Annotated in this window: 23 protein-coding genes and 2 pseudogenes; 4 read left to right on the top strand and 21 right to left on the bottom strand. The window is 40.5% G+C overall.

Going from position 1 to position 24,737, the window contains the following annotated elements; genetic code table 11:
- Nucleotides 1-135: 135 nt before the first annotated feature.
- The 4 genes from RSX31_RS11240 to RSX31_RS11255 all read right to left on the bottom strand — a co-directional run bounded on the left by RSX31_RS11240 (nt 136) and on the right by RSX31_RS11255 (nt 2,902).
- Nucleotides 136-912, bottom strand: coding sequence for an AraC family transcriptional regulator (locus tag RSX31_RS11240; RefSeq protein ID WP_315634569.1), 777 nt, complete (start codon nt 910-912; stop codon nt 136-138).
- A 21-nt stretch (nt 913-933) separates the two neighbouring features.
- The gene (locus RSX31_RS11245) at nt 934-1,509 is read right to left on the bottom strand and encodes a LysE family translocator (RefSeq protein WP_315634570.1); all 576 of its coding nucleotides are present in this window, start codon (nt 1,507-1,509) and stop codon (nt 934-936) included.
- Nucleotides 1,510-1,634: 125 nt separating this feature from the next.
- Complete coding sequence (locus RSX31_RS11250) at nt 1,635-2,162, bottom strand: AAA family ATPase (RefSeq protein WP_148967764.1); 528 nt, start codon at nt 2,160-2,162, stop codon at nt 1,635-1,637.
- A 35-nt stretch (nt 2,163-2,197) separates the two neighbouring features.
- Nucleotides 2,198-2,902 (bottom strand): CPBP family intramembrane glutamic endopeptidase, encoded by a 705-nt coding sequence (locus RSX31_RS11255; RefSeq protein ID WP_315634571.1) that lies wholly within the window; start codon nt 2,900-2,902, stop codon nt 2,198-2,200.
- 89 nt (nt 2,903-2,991) lie between these two features.
- On the opposite strand from RSX31_RS11255, the gene RSX31_RS11260 reads away from it, so the two are divergent.
- Entirely contained in the window at nt 2,992-3,717 is a 726-nt protein-coding gene (locus RSX31_RS11260) for a MerR family transcriptional regulator (RefSeq protein WP_315634572.1), read from the top strand.
- A 34-nt stretch (nt 3,718-3,751) separates the two neighbouring features.
- Here the strand turns inward: RSX31_RS11260 and RSX31_RS23340 are convergent, their stop codons facing one another.
- Nucleotides 3,752-4,090: a DUF4306 domain-containing protein gene (locus RSX31_RS23340; RefSeq protein ID WP_397548090.1), complete on the bottom strand. Its 339-nt coding sequence runs from the start codon at nt 4,088-4,090 to the stop codon at nt 3,752-3,754.
- Between the two features lie 295 nt (nt 4,091-4,385).
- Between RSX31_RS23340 and RSX31_RS11265 the strand changes: the two genes are divergently transcribed.
- Nucleotides 4,386-5,483, top strand: a complete 1,098-nt coding sequence (locus RSX31_RS11265) for a hypothetical protein (RefSeq protein WP_315634573.1) — start codon at nt 4,386-4,388, stop codon at nt 5,481-5,483.
- 133 nt (nt 5,484-5,616) lie between these two features.
- Here the strand turns inward: RSX31_RS11265 and RSX31_RS11270 are convergent.
- The 3 genes and pseudogenes from RSX31_RS11270 to RSX31_RS11280 form a co-directional block, all read right to left on the bottom strand.
- Nucleotides 5,617-5,796, bottom strand: a pseudogene (locus RSX31_RS11270) (D-mannonate oxidoreductase); the annotation flags it as partial.
- A 266-nt stretch (nt 5,797-6,062) separates the two neighbouring features.
- The gene (locus tag RSX31_RS11275; RefSeq protein ID WP_315634574.1) at nt 6,063-10,418 is read right to left on the bottom strand and encodes a S8 family serine peptidase; all 4,356 of its coding nucleotides are present in this window, start codon (nt 10,416-10,418) and stop codon (nt 6,063-6,065) included.
- A 576-nt stretch (nt 10,419-10,994) separates the two neighbouring features.
- Nucleotides 10,995-11,312, bottom strand: a complete 318-nt coding sequence (locus RSX31_RS11280; protein WP_315634575.1) for a PadR family transcriptional regulator — start codon at nt 11,310-11,312, stop codon at nt 10,995-10,997.
- 34 nt (nt 11,313-11,346) lie between these two features.
- Here RSX31_RS11280 and RSX31_RS11285 point away from each other — a divergent pair.
- Nucleotides 11,347-11,877 (top strand): annotated as a pseudogene (locus tag RSX31_RS11285) (cytochrome P450); the annotation flags it as partial.
- Between the two features lie 157 nt (nt 11,878-12,034).
- On the opposite strand, the gene RSX31_RS11290 reads toward RSX31_RS11285, so the two are convergent.
- The 6 genes from RSX31_RS11290 to vanR form a co-directional block, all read right to left on the bottom strand.
- Nucleotides 12,035-12,499: a hypothetical protein gene (locus RSX31_RS11290; RefSeq protein WP_315634576.1), complete on the bottom strand. Its 465-nt coding sequence runs from the start codon at nt 12,497-12,499 to the stop codon at nt 12,035-12,037.
- Nucleotides 12,500-12,631: 132 nt separating this feature from the next.
- Nucleotides 12,632-12,925: a CBO0543 family protein gene (locus tag RSX31_RS11295; RefSeq protein WP_315634577.1), complete on the bottom strand. Its 294-nt coding sequence runs from the start codon at nt 12,923-12,925 to the stop codon at nt 12,632-12,634.
- 213 nt (nt 12,926-13,138) lie between these two features.
- On the bottom strand, nt 13,139-13,744 hold the full coding sequence (locus RSX31_RS11300) for a GNAT family N-acetyltransferase (RefSeq protein ID WP_148994646.1): 606 nt from the start codon (nt 13,742-13,744) through the stop codon (nt 13,139-13,141).
- Between the two features lie 224 nt (nt 13,745-13,968).
- On the bottom strand, nt 13,969-14,838 hold the full coding sequence (gene vanY, locus RSX31_RS11305; protein WP_315634578.1) for a VanY-A/VanY-F/VanY-M family D-Ala-D-Ala carboxypeptidase: 870 nt from the start codon (nt 14,836-14,838) through the stop codon (nt 13,969-13,971).
- Nucleotides 14,839-14,928: 90 nt separating this feature from the next.
- The gene (locus tag RSX31_RS11310; protein WP_315634579.1) at nt 14,929-16,038 is read right to left on the bottom strand and encodes a HAMP domain-containing sensor histidine kinase; all 1,110 of its coding nucleotides are present in this window, start codon (nt 16,036-16,038) and stop codon (nt 14,929-14,931) included.
- Nucleotides 16,031-16,732, bottom strand: a complete 702-nt coding sequence (vanR, locus tag RSX31_RS11315) for a vancomycin resistance response regulator transcription factor, VanR-F/VanR-M family (RefSeq protein ID WP_148967729.1) — start codon at nt 16,730-16,732, stop codon at nt 16,031-16,033. Before vanR ends, RSX31_RS11310 begins: the two co-directional genes overlap by 8 nt.
- Before the next feature lie 1,010 nt (nt 16,733-17,742).
- Here vanR and RSX31_RS11320 point away from each other — a divergent pair.
- A complete protein-coding gene (locus RSX31_RS11320; RefSeq protein ID WP_315634580.1) occupies nt 17,743-19,287 on the top strand; it encodes a metal ABC transporter solute-binding protein, Zn/Mn family in 1,545 nt (514 codons plus the stop codon).
- Between the two features lie 120 nt (nt 19,288-19,407).
- On the opposite strand, the gene RSX31_RS11325 is transcribed toward RSX31_RS11320, so the two are convergent.
- The 7 genes from RSX31_RS11325 to RSX31_RS11355 form a co-directional block, all read right to left on the bottom strand.
- The gene (locus RSX31_RS11325; RefSeq protein WP_315634581.1) at nt 19,408-20,649 is read right to left on the bottom strand and encodes an ATP-binding protein; all 1,242 of its coding nucleotides are present in this window, start codon (nt 20,647-20,649) and stop codon (nt 19,408-19,410) included.
- Between the two features lie 267 nt (nt 20,650-20,916).
- Entirely contained in the window at nt 20,917-22,062 is a 1,146-nt protein-coding gene (locus tag RSX31_RS11330; RefSeq protein WP_315634582.1) for a DUF418 domain-containing protein, read from the bottom strand.
- 106 nt (nt 22,063-22,168) lie between these two features.
- Complete coding sequence (locus RSX31_RS11335; protein WP_315634583.1) at nt 22,169-22,561, bottom strand: DUF3021 family protein; 393 nt, start codon at nt 22,559-22,561, stop codon at nt 22,169-22,171.
- 24 nt (nt 22,562-22,585) lie between these two features.
- Nucleotides 22,586-23,056, bottom strand: coding sequence for a DUF1648 domain-containing protein (locus RSX31_RS11340; RefSeq protein ID WP_315634584.1), 471 nt, complete (start codon nt 23,054-23,056; stop codon nt 22,586-22,588).
- A gap of 164 nt (nt 23,057-23,220) precedes the next feature.
- On the bottom strand, nt 23,221-23,568 hold the full coding sequence (locus RSX31_RS11345) for a hypothetical protein (protein ID WP_315634585.1): 348 nt from the start codon (nt 23,566-23,568) through the stop codon (nt 23,221-23,223).
- A 182-nt stretch (nt 23,569-23,750) separates the two neighbouring features.
- Nucleotides 23,751-24,296 carry a hypothetical protein gene (locus RSX31_RS11350; protein WP_315634586.1) on the bottom strand — a complete coding sequence of 182 codons (546 nt, stop codon included), beginning with the start codon at nt 24,294-24,296 and terminating at the stop codon, nt 23,751-23,753.
- Between the two features lie 56 nt (nt 24,297-24,352).
- Nucleotides 24,353-24,736, bottom strand: coding sequence for a VOC family protein (locus tag RSX31_RS11355; RefSeq protein ID WP_148967714.1), 384 nt, complete (start codon nt 24,734-24,736; stop codon nt 24,353-24,355).
- Nucleotide 24,737 lies beyond the last annotated feature (1 nt).

A 24,737-nucleotide genomic window follows, 5' to 3' on the forward strand; every position in this document is an offset into this window, starting at 1 on the left:
TCAGCACTTCCTCTCCTTTCGCCTTTGAACCACAGGAACAGATTTTTTGCGTTTTTTTCACAAAGAAAACCCCGTCATCTAAACTAAGTCATAGCATTATCATTTATTAAAGTAAGATTTAAAACGGATTTACCCTCAATTCAGATAGGAGCTATATTCAAATGCCGTTGTACCATATACATTTTTAAAGTGCTTATTTAAATGCGTTAAATCGACAAATCCGCAATCAGCTACTGCTGAATAGATATCTCCACTTTTTTCTATCATTTGCTTTGCATGTTCGATTTTGACGTTAAGATAGTACTGATACGGGGAAATTCCTGTATGAGCCTTGAATAGTCTGATGAATTGATATTTCGATAAGCCGAGCTCTTTAGATATGTCATCCAGTTTAAGCCCGGTTGCCATATGGGCATGAAGGATATCTTTCGCTTTTTTTATTAAGGTGGTATCTTTCTTCATTTCTGTAGAAAGATCAGTTTGAATAAGACTATCCGTTAGGGATAAAAATAGTTCACTACAAAACGCATCGTCTTTATCAGTTAATATCCCCTGAGCAAGATTTAAAATGCTTTGTTTCAGTCTATCATCATATACAATCGGAGAAGGAAAGCGTATCATGTCCTTCTTCTCAAGGGCTTCTAAAAGCAATTGCGGCTTAATATATAACATCACGTAATCAAGGCCGGACTCATCATGGGCCATTCCGTCATGTGCTTGTTCCGGGTTAAAAAGCATGACCCCGTTCTGATAGGAGAGTTGCAAGCTGCCATCCAAGTTGTAGCGCTGGATGCCGCGAATGGTTACACCTATGGCATACTCTTCATGGGCGTGCTTTTTATATGAAAATTCATTGATACTTGCTGACAATGCGGTAATGTCTGCCCTTTTTTTATAAATGAATTTCTCCAATTCTTTCACCTCTTCACTCGCCTATATCCATAGCATGAAGGCAGAATAGGCTAAAAATAACGCCATGATTACATTAGCAGCCTTATTGTACCTCAGTAAGATTTTTTTGAAAATGGTACCGAAAAGCACCCAAGTCGTAAAGGCCATAAATCCAATAACCGTTATCACGATAACCCCTGCTGTCACCGCAGGTTTCGAGATATAGAATGGCAAAATGAAACTCGGAATGACAGTCATGGTAAACAGTACTACCTTTGGATTTAGAAATTGCATTAGGAAGCCGGACATAAAAGTACCCGATTGATGTACAGTAGGTTTCGATGTGTCCATCTTGTATATTTGATAAGCCAAATAGAACATATAACCACTTCCAAGTATTTTCATTACTATGAGGATTTTAGGGAGAATCGTCAGAAGGACAGTATTTAATACAGCTGAAATAACCAGCAGCAGTCCGAACGCAATCGTTGCCCCATACGTAAATTGCATGGCCTTTTTCATCCCTAAATTATGTGCGGTGGATAATATAACAATATTTGTGGGGCCGGGAGTAAAAGTAATAATAATGCAGTAAATTAAAAAAGATGTAAAATTCATAGAGAAACCCCTTTCCAAGTGTTCTCATGTAATCATACATCTGTCTTTGAGCTTTCTTATAGTATATTATTGCAGTAGCCCACTTCCTTACTTTCCTAGAACACTGTCTGCTGTATCAGCAAAGTCTAATTCTCAACAACCATTTCCCCCTCACCATCAGGAATTTCAAAACCCTTAAGATAGGAGTCTAACAATTCTTCTGTAATCGGGAACGCATTGGCATCAAAGCGCTTGTTCCTTATTTTAAGGCGTTCACGCAAATCATCAGGAGAAACGTTTATATAAATCAGCTTCCATTTGCCACCGGACTTTTCGATGAGTTGTTTATATTGCTCCCTTCTTGCACGGTCCCAAAAACTGAAGTCAATGACCACCTGTTGTTTATCGTGAATGAGCTTCAATAAGTCATTCCGCAATTTACTTTCTGCCTCTTTCTTGTATTCCTCCATCTTTTCCATAGGGAAGTCAATCCCGTAACGACCATGAGTCGCCCATATTTCTTCATCAATGGAAAGACGCACAAATCCATTCTTCTCAAGTTGCTGTGAGAATGTCGTTTTCCCGGAACCGGCCACACCACACATCATGACGACTAGTGGTGTGGAAACACTCCGTTCACGATAAATCGTTTCAAAATTAAAATCGTTAAACATGTGGGCACTCTCCCCATTTATATATTTCTTTGTAGTTACCCCAAACTTGCCAGCAAAACCATTATCCCATTCGTCAACCCGTGGATCAAAACCGATGGCCAGATGGAATTGGTACGTTCATATGCTAAAGCAAAAAGGATCCCGCTAAAGAAATTTACCGGCATGACGTTATATGTCGGGATGTGGACGATGGTAAAGATGAGCGAACTAAGTAAGAGAGCTCCAGTCAACCCGATTCGAGTACGCAACCAGCGATATAAGAAACCGCGATAAAAAATTTCTTCGTATATCGGTGAGATGATCGCCGCAGAGATAAAGGCGATCAGTACCGTAAAGAACGTTGCATTTTGCTGAATGGCCTCTGTTTTGCTGTTCTCCCACGAATTGCCTATAAAACTGATCAAAACGACGATGATTACGGCACCAACTAGTAAGATGACAGAATAGATGATTATGATTTTCCAATCTTTCACATTGAATGGTTTGATCCCTACTTCGCTCCAGGAAAGCTGTTTTGGACGTAGTGCAATCAGATAGACACCTGAAAGGAGAATAATGGCTATGGTTAGCCCCATTAACGTTCCGGCATACAGTTCATTGTCAAGCCACCCAGAATATAGGGGCTTAACCACGAATTTAATGCATCCGATCACCAAACCAAATTCAAGTAACATCAATAATAGGAATTCTTTCCAACCCCACGGGTCCTGTTCATTCCAGTTCATTTGACTCTTTTCCATTCATCTTCCCTCTTCCTATATATGGTATAATCCAACTATAGGAGATGACGTTACGTCACCTGCAAGCATTTTTTTCAGGAGGGAATGGAATGAAAAGATGGACCACCGGGGAGGTAGCCAAAGAGCGGAATATATCGATTCGCACACTTCGCTATTACGATCAGATTGATCTCCTTACACCAAGTTTTAAGGATGGGAGCGGAAAACGTTATTATTCAGAAGATGACTTATTTACATTAGAGAAAATCATCATTCTAAAATCCCTTTCACTCCCCTTGGAGGATATTCGCAATATATTAGATAAACTATCCTTCAAACAAGTTCTAGTCTCACACTACAATTACCTCCAAGAACAACTCTCGACACTTCAAACAAGCATCTCCAATACGACTTCATTAATTCATATGATGGATCTGGAAGAATCTTTACCCTGGGAACGCGTCTCCAAACTGGTCCGCCGTTCACAACACAGCTCAAAGAAGTGGATGGACTATTTTCAAGAAGATGAACAGGTCCTTTTACAAAAGTCAGTTCCAAACCTCAGTAACAACGATGAAGCAACCCAGCAATATATTTCATTAATCCGGCAAATGGAATCGTGCATCAAACACAATGTGAAGCCTGAATCAGAAGAAGGCTTTCAAATCGGGACCAGGTTACTGGAACTATCAAATGAGATGTTCCAAGGAAATAAAGAGTTGATGGATAAATTCTGGGAAGTACGAAAACAGCCTGCAGAGGATACCGGATTATACCCGATTTCGGATGATGTATTGGGGTTTGCGGAGCGTTGTATTGAGTATGCAATAAGTTAAGGTGAGGGGGTGTGCGTCGAACAAGGCCGCTCCCTTATACCCTGTTCTTTATGTTTGTAAAAATGATATAGACAAAAAAGCTTACGATATAAATCCCTGATATTAAACATAGATATGAAATCGGGTTTGTCTGTAAGGCTATTAAAAAGACATCAATTGCGTAGATGTCACTGCAATATTGAACATCTTGTGGGGTAAAAATAAATTCAGGCTTACATTCTGTTTGCGGTAAGTAAGCGATTTTACTTGAGATAAAAAAAGAATAAACATATGAGACAAGAAATATCGGTAAACTAATAATGAATAAAATCCAACGCTTTTTAATTTGACTCCCCCCCTTTGTTGCAGCCACAAAACCAGCAACCCTTTCCATTAAAGGATGAAAGAAAATACCAAGAAATAGATTTCCAGATCAACTCGGTTTATTAATAGCTTATTAGTTTTGTTTGAATTCTATCTCCTCAATTTTCATATGACTAACTTAATACCAATTATTTCAAAGTGAAGCGCCTTACTCAAGATACTTTTTTTAAAAAAAGGCCCCTGTCTCCGGTGTCCCATTAACGTTTAGATTAAAAATTTCTATCAATTTCTTTACATAGGTTTCATGTACAGGAAAATGTGTTAAAGTCCTCCATATTCTTCTATATAAAAAGGTGTGTGAGGCAATGAAAAAGTTATCTCTGCTATTTGCAGCTGGGTTACTTATTTTAGGAGGTTGTGCTGATCCTTCGACCACAGAGGAGAGTAAGGAGAAAGCACCGTCTTCCAATCAGAACGAATCCAAAAAGGAAAAAACGGAAAACGAAAAACCAGAGAAAGACGCACAGCCCTTCAAGCCGCTGGAACCGTCTGAAGATGCTGTTTCCCTGGATAAAACCCTATCAGAAAAGGAACAGCAGAACATCCCTGAAATGCAGGCGGCGCTGGTCGGAAACCCCGAGCGTACGGTTCCTGTCGGTGAGACACTTGCCGACGGAGTGAAAGACCCATCTGACGGACCATTGAAGGATCATCGGTTAGTTGCCTATTACGGAACGCCCGATTCTGAAAATATGGGGATTCTGGGAGAGATGGAGCCTGAGGAGTACATGAAGAAACTGAAGGAACAGACGCAAGCCTATTCTGACGCTGACCCCGACCGTCCTGCGGTTCCGACGATCGAGTTGATTACGACAATGGCCCAGAGTGAGCCTGGCCCTGATGGAGATTATGTGCGCATGACGTCAGAGGAGAATATTAAAAGGTATGTGGAGCTTGCGGAGAAGCATGATGCACTGGTACTGCTCGATATTCAGCTCGGGACAGACACGGTCATGGAGCAGGTGAAAATGGTCGAAAAGTGGCTTAAGCATCCGCATGTTCACCTGGCGATCGATACGGAATTCCACGTAGCTGAGGGGGAGAAACCCGGAGAAGATCTCGGACAAGTGGATGGTAGGGAAATCCAGAAGGCTGTCGAGTATGTCTCAGAGCTCACAGAAAAGAATGACCTTCCGGATAAATTCGTCCTCGTCCACCAATTTACCGGTGCCGTATTGACGAATAAAGAGGCAATCCAACCGACAGACAACGTCGAAGTCGCCATAAACTTTGACGGCTGGGGAGCATCCGCGGACAAGCAGGCTTTGTACGGAAAATACATACGTAATGAACCGAATCAGTATGGGGCATTCAAGATCTTTTATGATAAGGATGTACCGGTCTTGGAGCCGGAAGAAGTTTTGAAGATGGAGCCTAGTCCTGCGATTATTAACTATCAATGATGCGAATAAAGCACAGGAACGACTCTCAAGGATGAACCTAAATCCAAAGCTCAGACTGAAAGCCGGTAATCGATATGATTACCGGCTTTCTTATTGAAGCATCTGTACACCTTAGCCCTCGATTTAAATACCACTAAACCCCCGAATAAGACATAAATCCACCATTAACGGGAACCGTAATACCTGTTACAAATCCAGCCGTATCCTCGTCTACAAGCCATAATAACGTACCCAGTAAGTCCTCGGGTGTACCGAATCTGCGCATCGGGGTTTAAGAAAGGATTTTGGTTGATCTCTCTGTTAAACTGCCGTCTTCCTAAATCGGTTTAGTTGTTGATTGTTTTCAATTATAAGAAAATTAAAAGCGTTTCACATTGGTTTTTAGAAAGTTTTTAAAATATTTTTATAATTAGGTTTGGTTAAGGTAAAGGTCGCACCTTTGAAAAACAGAGGATAGGCGAATTGGGGTGTGGCCATTACAGGATATAACACTCACTATCACCCCGATTAAGTCTCATGAGATGTAGGCACACCATAAAAAAGAAGAGTTGACGAATCAACTCTTCTTCCAATCACCGGTTATTTCTTGGAGTTAATATATAATTTTCCTTCTGCACGCTTTGTGGTTACGTTTCCATAATCATCGGACACCTTCACTTCAATGACTGCTCCAGGGGCTTTCACATTTGAAGTGGCGGTGTAGTATCCAACGTAATGTCCTTCAGACGTTTCCATCATCGGCAGGTCATTTGCGTTTGACACTTGAGCTCTTGCATTTGTCAGAGGCATTTGGATGACAAAGGTTGCATCCAGCCCTGGTTCACTGTCAAACTCAATTTTTACCGATTCACCTTTTTTCAATTCCTTATCTTTTGAAGGCTGGAGGTTGTCAATTGTAATGTCACCAAATTTGGCATCGACCGTGAAACTTTGTTTTTTCTTGTTACCTGCTTTGTCATTTGCGACCACTTGGATGACATTTTCTCCCTCACTCAATAATAATCTGTGGGTGAACTGTCCGTCGTTTACAGTGGCTTTTTCACCGTTTACTTTCACCCAGGCGAGGTTTTCATCTGAAATCGTTCCTTCTACAGTAATGGCCTCACGATTTGTCTTTATCCCCTCTTTAGGCGAGGTGATTGCCAATTCAGGTTTTACTTGGTCAAGGGTTATGGTAACAGGCTCTGATGGACCGGTTATGCCTGCTTCTGTGGATGCCTTGGCTGTGATCGTATTTTCACCCGTTTGTAAGGAAAGATCTGCAGAGAAAGTACCTTCTTCTGTGGTTTCAGCCGTTGCCACTTCATCTTTACCATTGAACAGATGAACGGTTATGTTCGGAGCTGATGTACCTTCTACTGTAACGGTTTCATGTTTCGTGAATGAGTTGTCTTTTGGTGAAGTAATGACCGGAGCATTCACTTCATAATTGACGATGGCACGGATCATGAAGTTACCGAGCTCTTCACGGGCCGCAGTCCAGGCTCCATCTACCATTTGCCAGCCACGGGCAGCATACTTTCCGTTATTATCTGTACTTAATCCAGGCGAGTCAGGATAAGGGTCGGCTTGGATATATACCAAATAGAAGTCTTTCTCAACAACTATTCCGTACTTAGAAAGATCGACATTTGTCCATTCACCATTTCTTAATGCGGTAGCGTCGAATGGCCCTGCTATTTTTTGACCAGGAGCCCCGTCCGCACCAGAAGCATCATAGACAGCTACCTTGAAATCAGTACCACCAGGATTTGGCCAATCCGTTTCCCAGAATCGGAACAAACCTCCAGTGACTAATGCTTTTTCTTTTCCTTCAGGCAAGGACATTTTTACAGCCCAGCCATCGCCTGCTTCATAGAATGCGCGTGCATCTTCAGCTGTACCATCATCATAACCGATTTCCCCAGGATAGCCGATGAATGGGCGCAGCTCCAAATTGAACTCCGTATCTGTATTGCCTTCGATATTAACTTTCACATTTTCACTATAGTAGGATGGACCCAGCACTCTTAGTGTATAATCTCCTTCGTATGCAGTAATCGAGAAGTTACCATTTCCATCTGTTGTAACAGGTGCCACGGAAGCATCTTCCATAAGGAGTAACGTAGCATTTGCTACAGGTTCTCCATTGGAACTGTTGGAAATTGTCCCAGAAAGAGTACCATAATCCTTTTCTTCGAGGGTGAAGTTTGCTACCACTTCTCCATCCTCTGGAATTTCGACTTTCTGTTCACTTGAATGATAACCATAGCTTTCCGCTTTGACTGTATAGGTTCCGGCAGCGTGGGTTAATTCGTATTGTCCGTCAAGAAGTGTGTTGACGGTTCTGCCAGTTTCTACAACTGTAACTTGTGCGTTAAGTGGAAGTGCATTTGGATTGATGCCCGCTTCCTTTGTTTCTTCTTTTACAGGAGTGCTGACAGGTTGAATCTTGTCTGGATCCACTTTTTTATCTTTTACTGCCGCTTTTTCCGGTTTATCAGGCTGAACTCCTAGTTGGGCTTTGTTAGATCCTTCCTCTTCTATAGACTCTGCCGATAATGCAACATCATCTAAATACCATCCGTTTCGTTGGAGGGCATCATTCGTAGTGACGTTGAAGCCGATGTAAATCCGCTCACCAGCGTATTCGGATAAATCGATTTCTTCTGCTTCCCATGTTAAATTACTATTACTGAAACGCAGCAACTGTGTCCAGTTTTCCTCGTCTGTGGACACAAACACAGTACCAAAATCCTGATTAGTGTATAACCAATGCCAGCTCATAAACTGTAAGTAAGCCGGACTATCTTCAGGTAAATCGATAGGAGGCATAGCTAATGTCATGTTTGCATCATTATCATAATTTCCCCAAAGATTTGTACCATACACATTCGCACCTGAGAACGGGGGTACTCCAACGCGGGGCTTACCCCATTCCCATGAGTCCTTTACACCGTATGAATACCAGTCGACAGGCTCAGACTCAAAGTCCTGGAAATAGCCCAAGGTAATCCCAGGCTTCACACTTACTTCATACGTTTCTGTCGTCACCTCGTTGCCGCCGAAGTCTACGATTTGAAAGCGATAAGATACCGATGGTTCTGCAATCTCCTCACCAGGAATGGAGGCTGTATACGTACCGTCATTCAATGAGCCGGAAGTACGTTCTGCCTCTGTATCTGCCCAGTCCCCGGACTGATTGACATATTGCAGAGTAACGGAAGAGATACTGATATTGTCTTGAACATCAATGGTTAAAGGCAGTTTCCTATTTGCATAGGTATCTTCTTGAGCAGTATGATCGAACGCCGGGGCTTCTTCGTCCTCCCCACCCTTTAAAACCTGTCCTTTGATTTTGCCTAATCCTGAAGTGATCGAGGAAACAGCATCAAAGGCATTGACCAATCCATGTCCATAGCCATTATTTGGCGATTCAGGGAATGAATCATCTGTTAACGGGACAGCAGTGTCAATTAAAATTTCTTCTATTTCTTCCACTGTTAAGCTCGCATTCGCTTGCTTCATTAATGCGACTACTGCTGATACGTGCGGCCCTGCCATGGAGGTGCCATTCCATCCGCCTTCATAATTGCTTCCAGGTACTGAAGAACGAATATTCACTCCTGGTGCAGAGATTTCAGGCTTTACTTCTTCGTATGGAGAAGGACCTTGAAGAGAGAAGCTGCCTAGCTTGTCATTAATATCGGTTGCCCCTGTAGCAAATGACTCCGGATAGTTAGCAGGAGTTGCTATGGAACCGGGCCCCCCCGAGTTGTATTGAGTGGTGTTTCCCGCAGAAAATTCCGGGAATATTTCAGCGGCTCTCCAGGCTGCAACCATTTCACGGTACCAATCATCGAGACCAGGTCCGCCGCCCCATGAGTTGTTGACAACGTCGGGAGCCATTTCAGGGTGGGGATTTCCTTCAGCGTCTTTTGGAGCGAGAATCCATTCTCCTGCCTCCAGTAGATCAACATCGGTTCCTCCGTCGGCAGTAAAGGCTTTTACTGCGATCCATTTAGCTCCAGGAGCTACGCCGATTTGATTGCTGCCATCAGGTTCAGACCCAACCATGGTCCCGGTTACGTGTGTACCGTGACCTTGATCATCGTAAGGGGCACCTTGCCCTGCAGTCGCATCAAACCAGTTGAATTCATGGGCAGGGGATTCAGGATTTTGTGGATCAAATCCCCGGTATTTTTCTTTCAATGCTGGATGATTCCATTGAACACCGGTATCGATGGAAGCTACAACAGTACCTGCTCCGTCGATTCCCATTCCCCAGACAGCAGGAGCACCGATATGGTCGATGTTCCATCCAATGCTGGATGTATTATTTCCGGCTTCTTTCCCCTTTGGCATAACTCCTACAGAAGAAGTATCCGCTTTAGCCGGCTGGATAAGCTGACGTGTTTCATTTGGAAGTATTTTTTCGACTTCAGGGAAATCAGCGATCTTTTCCATTACTCCTTTTGTACTTGTAACAGCCATGCCGTTGACCACATAGAAATCGTTAAATTCTTTGACATCACCGGATTTTTTATTTTTATTTAAGTATTTTTTCACTTCTGCCTGGGTTTCAAGTGCGGTAGAACGCAACTCAGAAACGACCATGTTTCGTTTTAACAGTTTCTTACTATTTGTCGATAACTTTTGCTTCTGAGCTTTCTCAGTCGCTTTCTTTGCAACAGACTCAGTGTCTACCTGCTCCTTGAACTTCACTAAGTATGTGACGTGCTTTTCCTTCTTGAATTGATCTTGTAATTTAGATGTAATTTTTGATTGCGGGCTGACTTTTGCGCTGTCTTTTACTGAAGTATACGGCTTATCGCTTGATAGTGCCGGTTGAGTGGAATTTGCTGCTCCTGCTGTTGGTGGAAATATTAATGGAACACACATGACCAGGGTAAGAACAATAGACAACCATTTTGCTTTGCTTTTTCTTCCTCTCATAATTCCCCTCCATTAATTCAAGAATTGTAAGTCTTGTTCCTCCAGTCAGAAAATGGCATCAGGATGATACTGGATGATTAACCAAAGCTGTCCCATTTCAATAGACTTCACCTCCTTTCAAAATTCACATAAATAGCCAAAAGCACGTCATGTACAATGAATCAGAGAAATAAAAAAACATCAAGATAAAAACTGAGACCCATTATCATTTTTTCTACTTATCTCTTAATCTGCATGTGATTTACTTCCAGCCTTTCTATTGAATGTTACAATTCAGAGTTTTATTTACAATTTCCTTTATTTTTCTAATTTTCCCAACATTTACCCAAGAGGAGCTTGGATTTTCAAGGGTTATTAAGAAAGCAGGATAAATAGCCCCTATGATTCCCCCAAATTTATAATTATTGATAAATTTGAATACGGTACAAATAGAAAAAGCTGTCGGGGAGACAGCTTTTTCTATTCAATATAATGGAACCAGTCAACATTCGACTGAAAGTTCTGGTTGAATAAATATGATATTTCTAATAGAAAATGAGCAAGACTTTATAACTATTCCCGTTTTAAGAGACTTTCCTACTTCTTATGATTAAGTACCATATCGCGAATATCGTCTGCTTGATCAAATAACTTGTATATTTTTCCGGGTAATTCTTCACGGCCTTTAGCTGTGATACCAAACACTTGCTTATCTGGTCGATGTTCTTCTCTAATGATTTCAACGGTTTCGATTAAACCTTGTTTGGCTAATGAATCAAAATGATAGTATAGTTTGCTCTCTGTTAACCCACCCAGTTTATCCAATGGGATCGGCTCTGATAGTTGTTTTTTTAATTTATATGGGTAGTTATTTTCCTTCATCAGCTTGCTTAATATAAATATATGAATAGACATGTTCAAAGCTCCTTCAAGACATTCTCTTCTTATTTTAGTGCTATTGGGTGCAGGTGTCGAAACCACCAGTCATGCCATCTCCAATACGTTCTATTCGTTGCTCTATGATGATGCTTCTATCTATGAAGAGATAAGAAATAATCTCGATTTAGTTCCGAACACGGTCGAAGAGATGCTCCGCTATCGCTTCCATATGTCAAGAAGAGATCGTACAGTGAAGAAAGACAATGATTTAATAGGTATGAGTGCGTGCAATATGGATGACGCGGTGTTTGAGAACCCTTTCACCCTCGACATTCACCGCTCCAACAATAAAAAGCATTTGACGTTTGGAAATGGCCCTCACTTCTGTCTCGGTGCCCTCCTTGCACGATTAGAAATGAAAATAGCACTTGAGACATTTGCACAAAAATTTTCCAGGATTGAAGCAGTCGATGGGTTTGAATTAGAAAAGAACTTAACGGCATCCGCTACCGGGCAGTCCTTGACGAATTTACCTATGAAAGTCTATTCATATTTAATACATCATTCGCATTATAAAAGGTGCAACCATTGCTTTGGCTAAAGCAAAAAGACTCGTCGAATTCGACGGGTCTTTTGATTTTGTACAGAAATGGATCTGGAGAATACCTCTCGGATTGTGGGTACAGGGCAGTAAGATTTGTGTATCGGTTCAAATTTAACGGTTCAGTGATGTCTGCAAAATAACATAGCACATCCGTTTATGATAACGAGGTAAACCTCAATAAAATTGCCCGAATGATAAACCCTGCCGCCAGTCCCGGAATCAGCGCAAGCATCGGCAGCCAAATTGGACCAAAGTGAACAGAGAGGAATGGTTTTGGGGAATACATAATTCCAACCGTGACAAAGTAGGCAGCAAAGGCATATGGAATAAACGATAAGGGAGGATTTTCTCCATCTGAAAATTTGTAGGCATCATACATCGCATACATGTAAACACATGGATAAAACATGATCCATTGGTAGTGGATCACTTCTTCAGCTTCCGAGATTCTGCCAAGAAAGCTATACATGATAGACAGATTAAATGTACTCATGCTATTAATGATGAATTCTAATAAAACAAATAAGAATCCTTTTATGAGATGACCATTCAACAGCTGCCCAAAGCCTGGAAATGCTATGCTCCATAACACCACTTCTAGTTTTTGAGTCTTTATCATATGACCAAACCTTAAGTTAACGATTTAATATTGAGTACTCTTGGCTTGATCCAATCTTTTAACGACGGATACAAATCCCCTGATGATAAATAATGTGAAACTTACATAACCAAAGGTATGAAATGCCGACCACTATTTCCATTGGATTAACTTTGTGTATTTCACAAGAAACCATTGAGTAATACTCATGGGAACACTCCAGGTCAAACTTTTCCAAAGGATCTTCCATAACCCGTCATTATACGTCTGTCTAACCCAGATCACACTCAACAATGGAAAAAACAACATATCAAAAACAATATTGGTCTTAAACACTCCTGGAAAAGGGCGAATTGGATAGGCAACACGTTTCTCCGACACAACATATGTATCAACTAGAGTGGACACAACGCCCTTTGAAAAGAAAACGATTAAGTTCTGCTTCATCATAGAACCCCTGAATAAGAATGGGAAGCAAATCAGGCATAAGGAAATGAGTACGCTTAACATTTTTTTCTCCACAACATGATCCTCCGTTTAAAGGTTTTGTTACTAGTATGATGTTAAGCAGGACCCGTTATGCCATCTCTTTTCTTCTAAAGTATCGGAGCTAATTGTACTAACCTGTTATTCCAGAAAATCAGTCATTCCATAGGCTCTTTAGTCCCCCACTTCTTTCACCTTCACATGCTTCATATAGACAAGATCATTGACACCACTTTTTTCACTGTGCTTTTGAGGTATACGCATGAACTCTGCAAAACCCAGTTTTTCATAAAGCTTGATGGCACTTATGTTGGTATCTGCTACCTCTAAGACATATTCGTCGTATGAAGTTGAATGTATGATCGATTTTAGCAGTTCAGTTGCCACACCTTGTCCTCTATACTTTACCGACGTTGCCACAAACTCTATTGCACCCATCTTTTCAGAAAGTTGAAAAGGATATTGCTTTTTCTCAAATTCTTTTTTGAGAATGACATAAGCAATACTCCCCATGAATAAGCCGAGGTGCTTTCTAAATTCACTATATTTCAGTCTTACAGAAGGTATATTGTTTGTAGTGCAAGCGGCTATAGCCGCAATACGATCGTCTACTACTGCCGTATAAAAGACCTCTTCATTAAACATATGGGCAAATGTCTTGTAAAGTTTAGCCTTATCTTTTGAAAAATAATTCAACCATTGATAGAAGCCGTCTACAAAGATTGTACTCATCTCATTTCTTCTATTACTTTCTGATTCACTCGCACGAATAATATTCATAGGTTATCCCTCTATTCTTTGTGAATGTATCCTGCATATTCATTAAGTTACTATTAATTCAATTTTTTTAGAACATATCCTTCATGTACCTAGGCAAACAATTCCCAAAGCGCGCATTAACCCAAAGATTGTCACCATGTAAATGAAAGGAAAAGAAGAATCGTCAAAACGAGTGCTATTTTTTTAGCCATGTACCATCATGCCTTTCATTCATTTCGTTCGTCTCATTCCGCATCAGGAAACACGGTCACAATCACACCATCGATATTGTTACCTGAAATTTCATAACGAAGATCACGAGGCACATGAATGGTCATACGTTTCGTAACAGGATAATAAGAAATCTCATATTTTTCCCCATGTACACTAGCAGAAATCGTTTTTTCTTCTTTTAGGTATTCCAGATATTCTTCTAATACGAAATTCTTGGATTTCATGATTGCGCTATGAGGGAAACCAACATAGCGAATGTGCCACGGTTCATACTGTATTCCTGTTATGTCCGTTTTATTCTCTGGATAACGTAAAATGAATCCGTATTTCCAAGCGTATTTTTCTATCCATTTTCCTTCTGGTGCATTAGCCATCTTCATTTGAGTAGATCCCACATCAAGGGATAAGCCCAGATTATGTTCACTGTAGCCTGCTGGCAAGGCATAGTCAGAACCCATATCTTCATAAAGAACACTTTGCTCATCAAAGCCCCGAAAGCCGCTCGTAATGGCGAAATGTCGAAGACTATCTTTTTTAGCAGCAGCAACCATCTCTGAGAATGTATGGGCAATATCCTCTGATAAATAAATGTCACTGCCTAACAACACGTACCCTTGTGCCAGTTCATTGTTTGCAGATAAATTGACAATATCCGATCGAATGCTTTCCTGGTGCACAGGATATTCACTGTTGACCAAAAGCAGGTCACCTCGATAGATATGATCTTCTGTTATTTTGATTTCTTGGGTATCAGCACCCTCAGCAATACCATTTTCAGATTGAACATGATTTTGTATTTTTACTTCTGGTTCGGACAAGGGTCCCATATAGACGAACGTTAACCCCAGGCAGGATAATATTAAAAATCCCCACTTCTTCATTTAGCTGTTTCCTCCTTACTCTTCGTTGCTTATAAGTGTAGGGAAAACTTTTTAAATAAAGAGTGGGGTAAATTTTAAATTTTTCTTAAATCATTCATTCGGTTTTTCACTATCCTGCGGCAAGCGCACTTCAAAAATGGTACGTATGATACTACTTTCGGCCGTAATGGTTCCATCATGCTGCTCCACGATATTCTTGGCAATGAAGAGGCCAATTCCGGTGCCGCCTCCTTGATGAGTTCGTGCTTTGTCACCGGTATAAAACATATCAAAGAGATGGGGCAGCTCATTCTGAGGAATGGGATCTCCATAATTCACAATCTGAATAACCACTTTCCCGGAATCAATAAAGCCATTAATATCCACAAACTGGCCATCGTTACCATAGCGATTCGAATTGGTAAGAAGATTTTCAAACACGCGTGCCAAGAGCTCTCCATCACCCAATACAGGTAATTGCGGAGTCACATTCACTCTAGCGATCAAATCATTCTTCTCGAAGACAGGATACAACTCCTCCTTTAATTGATTTAGGAGATCACTTACATTTATATGATTTTTTTTAATTGGCATTATGCCATAGTTCATTCGCGTTATTTCGAATAATTCATCAATCAGTCTTTCTAAACGCTGGGATTTCGTAAAGGCAATCGTTAAAAAGTGTCTGACTTGTTCTTTCGTCAAATTCTCATCCTTAAGGATCAAATCCAAATAACCTAAAACGGAAGTGAGGGGCGTACGGAGATCATGAGCTAAATTGACGACTAACTGCTCTTTACTACTTTCCGAAAAGTCCCCTCTTTCGATGGCTTGTTCCAATTTTTCACTGGCGAGATTGATGCTCTCGGCAAGATCACTAAACTCATCATTCGACACGATTTGAACCCGATGCTTGAAGTCACCCTGGGCGAGAGAATGAATTCCTTTTGAAATCTCATTAAAATAGGCTGAATAAGGCTTTGTAAGTAAAAAGAAGAAGAAGATCGAAAGCAGGATGAATACTAGTAAAAAAACGTTGAAGTCACCAATATTTCGTATGATAATGCGAAAATAACCTAGTGAATCTCCATAATTCACATTTGAATAATAATACATTTGGAGTGCTTTAAAGAGTAGATATGTAAGAGCCGCAGACAACAGCATGCTTAGTCCCAGCAATAAGATCATTTTCGAACGGAAGCCTCGCAGTAATTTACCCATTGAATGTATACCCTACGCCCCAAACGGTTTTGATAAATTTATTCTTCCGTTTATCCTCTTCAAGCTTTTTTCGTAAGGTACGAATATGGACCATTACGGTATTCCCACCTTCAAAGTATGCATCCCCCCACACCTGCTGAAAAATATGTTCCACACCAAATACTTTCCCCGGGTGACTGGCCAGTAAGTACAAAATATCAAACTCTTTAGGCGTTAGTTCGATGTTCTCTCCATAGAGAGTCACTTTACGCTGATCGTGAGAAATAACCAATCCACCACTTTCCACGGAGCCTTTCCGTTCTGTAGTCGTCTTAGGTTGATTAAGCTTCAAAAAACGCCGCAGCTGGGCATTCACACGCGCAACCAATTCGATCGGGGTGAATGGTTTCGTCATATAATCATCTGCCCCAATGACAAGGCCCTGAACTTTATCGAAATCAGATGTCTTGGCACTCAAAAAGATGATGGGCATATTATGCTGATCCCGAATGCGTCGGGTGACTTCATATCCATCCATTTTCGGCATCATGATATCCAAAATCAGCAAGTCAATGACCTGAGTCTCGACCACACGAACAGCCTCTTCTCCATCTGATACTTTCGTCACGCGGTACCCTTCTTTTTCTAAATGGATAGCAATCAGATCAGCAATTTCCTCCTCATCATCAGCTACTAATATTGATAAAGGTTTCATTATTTCACTCCTACTAAAGTGATAGTCGCTAAATCTCCATCGTTTTCTTACTAGCTGCCCCTAAAATTGCTTGTTGTTTTTGGTAATCTACGTGGCAGCTAATGGAATCATTTAGGGCTTTCATTTATTTTCTATTATTTTTTCTTATTAAAGAATAGGGCCGATGGTGTTGAAATTATTATGTATTAATTCTCATAACAATACCCTTTGGACATATTATTTCCAAAGGGATATAGAGCCATATTTCCTTTCATCACCCTCTACAAGTATGGTTTCATTACTCATAAGAAATCCTCCAAGTGTCAAATTCCTTACACCTTCACATGTAAGTTTAATAGAGATTTCTTAAAAATATAGAGGGCGAATTCTTAACTTTTTCTTAAGTTACTATATATTGTACTTTAAATACATATTTTTAATTTATTTTTCTTCCACAATAGGTTCCATTAATGGACTATTTCCTTTTCCAATAAAAAGCAGATAATTCGAAGCTCATGATGTCTAAAAACAGGAAATTGCCACCCATTGGTCTGCTTATATGAACGACACGATGGCTCACTGCATCTTAGAATATTTTTGGGTCCATGCAAAAGATAGTGAAATACGTCCGCTTGTTGGATATGCAAGAACCCATACAAAAAACGTTAAGTTAAATGGTGTATGTGTGGTTCTCACATAGATTGAGGAAATCACGTCAGTTAGTTTTATGCTGACATCTGATAAGCAATATGCTATTAAAGAACCCATTTAAATGTTGAAAGCATTGATTGAATAAAACAATCTGATCCCCCAATTAAGTTCCCCGCAGCCCATAATCTCAACCCACCTCATTGACTTGCACTGGGTTCATCACCTCTTTTAAAACGCTCCATTAATTTGTCTGCGGAAATATTCACTTCAATTTCTGCGATATTTTACTATCTACTGTTACCTGTAAATCGTAATAATTACTGTTTACAAATCGTAATAGTTACGATATATTATTTTAAGAAATCATAAGGAGGATATATATGAGGAAAAAATGGATGGCTTTATTTAGTTTATTATTGGTCCTTTCCCTTGCTGCATGTGGAGAAGGAAATAAGAGTAATAGTGAGGAACAGGAAGCGTCTTCAACTGATCCGGTGAAGATTTTCACTACGGTATATCCCCTGCAGTTTTTTGCAGAACGGATTGCTGGTGTAGAAGCTGAAGTTGAATCACTGTTACCTCCCGGGTCGGACTCACATACATATGAGCCCACTTCTAAAGACGTAATGGCCATTGCTGAAGCAGATGCATTTATTATGAATGGCGCGGGGCTTGAGGCGTATGCTGAAAAAATCGCTGAGGCTGTAGAGGTTGAAGATGTGACCGTTGTTGAAGCAGCTGAAGGGATTGAGCTTAATGAAGGAGCCCATGACCACGATCATGAAGAGGATCATGACCACGGAGATCAAGATCCTCACGTATGGCTGGACCCAATCCGCTCCATTGAATTGGCAGAGAACATTAAGAATGTATTAGTGGAATTGAAGCCTGAAGAAGAGACACTATTTAATGAAAACTATGAAACTCTCAAGATTGACCTTGAAGCTCTTGATCAGGAGTTTGCCACTGAACTGGAAGCAACATCTGGCAATCACTTTATCGTCTCTCATGCCGCCTATGGCTATTGGGAAGAAGCTTATGGTGTACATCAGATTGCTGTTTCCGGCTTGAGCCCGACACAGGAACCGTCTCAGAAAGAACTTCAGACCATTGTAGAGACTGCTAAAGAATACGGATTAAAGCACGTCTTTTTTGAACAGAACATTACGACGAAAACAGCTGAAGTCGTTAGGGATGAAATAGGTGCAGAAGCACTCAGGCTTCATAATCTGTCTGTACTGACGGATGAAGATATTGAAAAGAATGAAGACTATTTTTCACTGATGAGACATAACCTGAAACAGTTGCATACAGCATTGGAACAAGCACCGGCTATAGAACCGGAAGAAGACGACCATGACCACAGCCATGAATTAGATGAAGAAGCGCAGAAGATTTATGATGGTTACTTTGAAGATGAACAAATAAAAGATCGTGAGTTATCTGACTGGGAAGGTGACTGGCAGTCCGTTTACCCTTATTTACTGGATGGGACCCTTGATGAAGTATTTGCCCACAAAGCAGAAGACGGAGATAAGACTGCTGAAGAGTATAAAGAGTACTATACAACAGGATACAAAACAGGCGTCGATCGTATCATGATCGATGGGGATACGTTCACCTTCTATGAAGATGGAAAAAAATCGTCTGGACACTATACCTATGACGGGTACGAAATTCTAACCTATGAGAAGGGAAACCGTGGAGTGCGCTATATCTTCAAGCTTGCTGACGAGGAGGAAGGAAAGATGCCAAACTATATCCAGTTTAGTGATCATAGCATTGCCCCAACCGATTCACATCACTATCACTTGTATTGGGGAGATGACCGGGAAGCGTTGCTGGAGGAAGTCGTTAACTGGCCAACCTATTACCCTTCTGACTTGAGCGGCGAGGATATCGCTGATGAAATGATGATGCATTGATTCTCCCTTCCTGAGACAAGTAATATTCTGATAGGATCATATCCGGTGACCCCATATTTGGGCACCGGATATTTTTATAGAGAGAAATCATTTTCACACATTCAAAATAGGTATACATTCTTATGGATTCCCAGGCAAAAAAATTCGAAACGTCGTCCCCACTCCCCGCTCGCTTTCCACTTCTATTTCACCCTTCAACCCTTTGACAATTTGATAGCAGAAGGTCAAACCAAGTCCTGTCCCTTTTTCCTTGGTCGAGTAATAAGGTCTGCCCAATACCTTGAGTTGTTCCGGAGAAATGCCAGCCCCATTATCTTGAATGACGATCAAGATCCGGCCGTCTTTATGTACAGTGGCCGCCGCTGTGATTCTCCCATTTTCTTTTACCGCCTCGATGGCATTTTTCAAAAGATTGAGCAGTACTTGCTTCATCTCAATCTTTATCCCTTTAATCATCAGGTCGTTTTCAATATTTCGATTGATTTCTATGCTGTTCATGACAGCATACGTAGACATCACGTCAACAGATTCATTCATGGTCTCGGTCAAACTGAACAATTCGTATTCCTCTGTTTGCGGCTTGGCGAGGGAGAGGTATTGATTGATGACGTCTTGTGCGTGATCTAATTCCTGTATGGATATGGAAATAAAGCTCTTTTGTTCTTTTGTTAACGTTTCTCTCTGCAGGAGCTGCATGAATCCTCTTACGGTCGTCATGGGATTTCGGATTTCATGCGCAACGGAAGCCGCTAACTGGCTGACTACATTAAACTTTTCAGCCTTCATGAGCTCAGTTTTAATCCTGATTTGTTCCAATCGGTTTTCAATCAGATAAATCGTCAGGATCAGCGTAATCCATATGATCAAGGTAGAGCTTGCCACAAGCGGGAGCTGCCCTACTTCATTGTTTTGAAGTAAATAAAGGGATCTTGTAACCGGGATGAAGAAATAAAAGACGGAAATCAGGAGAATCTTGTTCTTCCAAGTCAACCTTTTATACCATTTCGATAAAGGGATCAGCAACACACCATAGATCGCATAATTCACAATCAAAAAGATCATTACATGGGTGGTAAATAAACCAATCAACAGCATGGCGGTGAACATACTGAAACCCATTCTCTTACCACCATAGAGAAAGGCAAGGATGAAGGGAATCACTTTGAAATCGTACACATAACCGCTGGAGTATACAACGGGGAAGATCATTGTAAACAGTAACATAGCAAGGTTCATGAGAAAGAACTTAAAGGGAAACCCTTTTGTATTGCTGTCCGATCCATTCGTAACCATTTGAAAAGCAAGAATCGTAAATAGGATAAATACCACATGCAAAATTAAATGATGGACAGTCTCAAACATATCAGGTCTCCTTTAAGAAAAAGAATCTTCTTTAATTCTTCGACATCCTTATCGGAAATCCTTTCCATTCATCACGAACATTCGACAAAAATCAGGCTCTGTGTGATAGGCTCGTGGAATACAAAATGGCCTAGACGGACATTTCCTCTAAGCCTGTTCAATCAGATGAAAAAATTTGTCATTCATAACAACATCCGTTGTGTAGATAAGCAGCAAAGAACCTACTCCCATTGCTTAGGCGGAAGTTCTTCGCATCCTTCAACTTATTTAACTGTCTACATTTATGGTTTGTTTAATGGCTGATTTTTTCCTTAAAATAGTCTCAAAAGGTCCACGTATAGACCGTTGATCCATATAATGAGCAATCATTACGGTAAAAATCCAAACCAATACGGCAACCACATCACTCCATAATTGATTGATGTGTCCACCGAGACCTCCAGCATAAGGGGCCAAGATCAAAACAAACATAACGGACTGAAATAGATAAAAACTCAGTGAACGTTGTCCAAGTGCCGCAATAGCCTTTGTAAAGCGCCCGCTTTTCCCTTCTACCTTAATGACAAAGAGTCCAATCAGTGCGGTCCATCCTACTCCACCCGCATAACCAGTGATGGTATGAAGTGACTTTGCCATTGCTTCCAATCCATCACTGTAACTCGTCCAAAACAATGATGACATCAACGCCATCGGGATACCGCCGGCCGTCGATAGGAAAAGTCCCAATATACCAACCGTGAGTAGTGCCTTCTTATGTCTTATAGGATGATCTATTACCTGAAAACGAGCAACTAAAATACCCATTAGCACTCCTGGGATCACTTGATAACTCAGAACAGGCGTGTAGAACATCCATTCAACCATTCGGGTAATGGATGCCTCGAAGGGATCTTTAATCGTGGCTGAATTCGTGACTTCCATATTTAATGCATCAAAGCCCCTTGGCATGGACGGAGCAAACAAGCCCACTAAGACTAGAAAAAAAATCGTCAAAATGATGCTTTTTCTAGTCGATAATCGAAGAAATAAACTCGCAAAAAGGAGAGCGATAAATCCATACACCCCTATAATATCTGCAAAGAATAGAGTGGCGTGGAAAAAGCCTATCACTAACATCCAAGCTCCCCTACGCCTGAAAATTTTTTTCGTATCTTTCCAAGTGGTCCCTTTTCTCTCTTGCCCTTTATACACTTGATGGAGCCCATATCCAAAAAGGATGGCAAACAAAGGGAAGGCACGTCCATCAATGAAAACCTGCCTGAAAAATACAGTGAACTGATCGGTTAACGTAACTCCCAGGTCAGTTGAAAAGATAAATTGATTCGCGTGAGCCAATGCAATAAACAACAACATAAAACCTCGTGCTAAGTCTGGTGTTAATTTTCTTTTTTTAACATGTGAGATCTGATTCATAATGTTCCCTTATCATTAATTATTTTGGTTCGGAAGCAGGGGGACGGAAGCAGGGGGACGGTTCTTATGCTTCTATACTTTTGGAAGCTACAGACCCATTCATGTCCTATTGGTGCCGGGCTTTCAAATAAGCCCTTTTACGCCATGTAAAAATAAAATATGTAGTCAAGAATAAGATAACTCCAACCTTATTAAAAAGGAAAAATACGTTCACTGCATCTCTGAAAGAATCAAGCGGATAAAAACCTCTCAGAAGTAAAGTTGGAAAAACAGTCATCAGCATGGACAAGTAATGAACAATAATTTGTTTTAAGAACCCCCATTGTTCAATTTCATATATGACACTTGCCAGCCCTAAGAAAAAAGCGATCAGACCATAAAAGAAGAATGTGTTTGAAATAGCTGATGTCCCTTGGAGTTGATTCCATAGCAGAGAAATGATGATCAAGAAACCAAATGGAATGACTCCTCTGATCAATCCTTTTTTCAATAGTTTCATTGTATGCTCCTTTCTTTACATCCTCTAATTTTTCAACGTTGCTGCCCAGAATAAATGGTAGATGGGGGCCATAAAACAAATACACAATAGAACGATGGCCATTGAAAAAGGCAATCTTGACTCCATTCCAACTGCATTTCTAAGAAAGGCTTCATTAGCAAATATAAAGGTTATAGAACCAAGGTGTTGAATGAGTACCATTACTTTATCGGCTTTTGCAGATTGTATTTCTTTGTTCCCCTCCGTTAAATTAACATAGTTCAACTTCTCCGGTTTTTTGGCTACTAATCGAATAAGGAACCAGGTTAAAATACTTACAATGGGCATGATGAACAGGAAGTATTTTGAACCCCATTGATCAGGTTCTCCTTTACTAAAATGGATAGCGATTGTATTTGGAATCTCTGACCAAAGATAAAATAAATGAAAAGTATGATATAAAAGAATTGTAGTTGAGATTATTATAAGAGTTAATTTAAGAGGCTCGTTTCTCATTTGACCGTCACCCCATTGTATTTTTATTAAAACTTTCTCCCGTGCTTGGTAAGTACAATCAATCAAATATTTCCATCTATATAAATTATACGTTTTACTTATCATTTGGTTTCAACAACAAAAAAAACGGACCCTCTTCTAAAAGAAAGCCCATTTCCCTATTCTTAACTCAATTTAACTGGTGAATGTATATCATCAGCATCCCGGTAGGATCGATATGAAACCAATTCCTTTCCACTTAATGAACCATCCAGTTGTAAAATACGTCCCTTGGTTGTTTCTAAGTAGAATCGATAGTTGTTCACGTTTAATCTAAAAAAGGTATAGGTGTTGCCGAGCAGATGCTTCTTGATTTCATGTGTATCAGGGTGTATCTGAATGAAATCCGCCAGCTCCTGAACGGAAGCTGTGGGAATATCAGCGATAGAATAGTACGTCCCCTTCATATTGTGTTTGAACTTACTCATTGCGGCCAGAGCCTTGTCTTTTAATTTTCTGCCAGCTAACTCCATACGTCCACTCCTCTTTCGTTACTATTAAGAAGAATCCCCAATATCTCATAGAATAAACCGATATTTTTCTAACTGGCCATCCCTATTTAAAGAAAAAGGACCATTCCTCAACATGCTGTTTACAGCACGTAAAGGAATGGCCACGGGGTTAAGGTATCGTTCTTTAAGAAAAAATAGTTGACTTACTTCCAAATATCCATATACTTTTTTTTGTACTTTTTGTCGTCAACCGTATCAATCAGATCTAAAGCGGTTTGTTTGATAGACTCATTATTAAAATGATCATATAAATTCCTCATGTTTTGAAGGATGTCATTCCGAATTAAAGTAAAGTTTTTTTCATCTGTTCCTTTTTTAAAACGTTCAACCATATAATCCATAACCATTTCTTTTTGAGGTGTACCAGCAATTCCGACCTTCCAGATTGATTGGAGAGAATGCCTGGCCGTCACAAACTTTTCATCTTTTGTTACCTCCCACAACCTGGGGAAATCTTTCATCATCCTCATCTCTGGATCGCTGATGGCTAGGTTAGCTAAATATTGTGCTGCACGAGAGCGTTGATGGTTATCTTTATGAGTTAAGTCCTCTAGTAGTTGATCCCATACTTCATATGCCCAATCAACTTTTTGGTCAGTTACCTTTAATATATATTGGTAGGCTTCATAACGCTCTTCTTTATCGCCTGACTTAGAATGTTCAAATGCCAACTTTACTTGACTGTCCACTTTTATCCCACCTAATTTTCAATGCTCCGATTTATTTTATACATCGTCATAAAAAATTACTGCTGTATCATCTGAATAAGGTTTCCACATGTATCGTCAAAGACAGCTATCGTGATATCTCCCATGGCGGTTGGCTCCATCGTAAACGTTACACCTTTTTCCACTAACCGCTCGTGCTCCTTGCGAATATCCGAAACTCCAAACATCGTTACGGGGATGCCGTCAGCGAATAATTTCTCTTGATACTCTTTCGCAGCCGGGTGCTCATTTGGTTCAAGTAAAAGCTCGGTCCCGTCCTGTTCATCAGGTGAAACAAGCGTAATCCACCGGTGTGCTCCTGTAGGAACATCATGCTTTTTCACAAAGTCCAGGGTGTCCGTATAAAACGCTAATGCTTTGTCCTGGTCTTGAACGAATATACTGGTGATTATAATTTTCATC

Source organism: Rossellomorea yichunensis (assembly GCF_032337515.1).
GTDB classification, from domain to species: Bacteria; Bacillota; Bacilli; order Bacillales; family Bacillaceae_B; genus Rossellomorea; species Rossellomorea yichunensis.

Bases quoted from the DNA above. Each gene is read 5' to 3' on its own strand.
- vanR (WP_148967729.1), bottom strand. From the start codon at position 16,732: ATGAAACCTTTATCAATATTAGTAGCTGATGATGAGGAGGAAATTGCT.
- RSX31_RS11255 (WP_315634571.1), bottom strand. From the start codon at position 2,902: ATGGAAAAGAGTCAAATGAACTGGAATGAACAGGACCCGTGGGGTTGG.
- RSX31_RS11250 (WP_148967764.1), bottom strand. From the start codon at position 2,162: ATGTTTAACGATTTTAATTTTGAAACGATTTATCGTGAACGGAGTGTT.
- RSX31_RS11330 (WP_315634582.1), bottom strand. From the start codon at position 22,062: ATGAATCAGATCTCACATGTTAAAAAAAGAAAATTAACACCAGACTTA.
- RSX31_RS11325 (WP_315634581.1), bottom strand. From the start codon at position 20,649: ATGTTTGAGACTGTCCATCATTTAATTTTGCATGTGGTATTTATCCTA.
- RSX31_RS23340 (WP_397548090.1), bottom strand. From the start codon at position 4,090: ATGGAAAGGGTTGCTGGTTTTGTGGCTGCAACAAAGGGGGGGAGTCAA.
- RSX31_RS11310 (WP_315634579.1), bottom strand. From the start codon at position 16,038: ATGGGTAAATTACTGCGAGGCTTCCGTTCGAAAATGATCTTATTGCTG.
- RSX31_RS11345 (WP_315634585.1), bottom strand. From the start codon at position 23,568: ATGGAGTTAGCTGGCAGAAAATTAAAAGACAAGGCTCTGGCCGCAATG.
- RSX31_RS11265 (WP_315634573.1), top strand. From the start codon at position 4,386: ATGAAAAAGTTATCTCTGCTATTTGCAGCTGGGTTACTTATTTTAGGA.
- RSX31_RS11280 (WP_315634575.1), bottom strand. From the start codon at position 11,312: ATGTCTATTCATATATTTATATTAAGCAAGCTGATGAAGGAAAATAAC.
- RSX31_RS11245 (WP_315634570.1), bottom strand. From the start codon at position 1,509: ATGAATTTTACATCTTTTTTAATTTACTGCATTATTATTACTTTTACT.
- RSX31_RS11295 (WP_315634577.1), bottom strand. From the start codon at position 12,925: ATGAAGCAGAACTTAATCGTTTTCTTTTCAAAGGGCGTTGTGTCCACT.
- RSX31_RS11320 (WP_315634580.1), top strand. From the start codon at position 17,743: ATGAGGAAAAAATGGATGGCTTTATTTAGTTTATTATTGGTCCTTTCC.
- RSX31_RS11260 (WP_315634572.1), top strand. From the start codon at position 2,992: ATGAAAAGATGGACCACCGGGGAGGTAGCCAAAGAGCGGAATATATCG.
- RSX31_RS11300 (WP_148994646.1), bottom strand. From the start codon at position 13,744: ATGAATATTATTCGTGCGAGTGAATCAGAAAGTAATAGAAGAAATGAG.
- RSX31_RS11335 (WP_315634583.1), bottom strand. From the start codon at position 22,561: ATGAAACTATTGAAAAAAGGATTGATCAGAGGAGTCATTCCATTTGGT.
- vanY (WP_315634578.1), bottom strand. From the start codon at position 14,838: ATGAAGAAGTGGGGATTTTTAATATTATCCTGCCTGGGGTTAACGTTC.
- RSX31_RS11290 (WP_315634576.1), bottom strand. From the start codon at position 12,499: ATGATAAAGACTCAAAAACTAGAAGTGGTGTTATGGAGCATAGCATTT.
- RSX31_RS11355 (WP_148967714.1), bottom strand. From the start codon at position 24,736: ATGAAAATTATAATCACCAGTATATTCGTTCAAGACCAGGACAAAGCA.
- RSX31_RS11340 (WP_315634584.1), bottom strand. From the start codon at position 23,056: ATGAGAAACGAGCCTCTTAAATTAACTCTTATAATAATCTCAACTACA.
- RSX31_RS11275 (WP_315634574.1), bottom strand. From the start codon at position 10,418: ATGAGAGGAAGAAAAAGCAAAGCAAAATGGTTGTCTATTGTTCTTACC.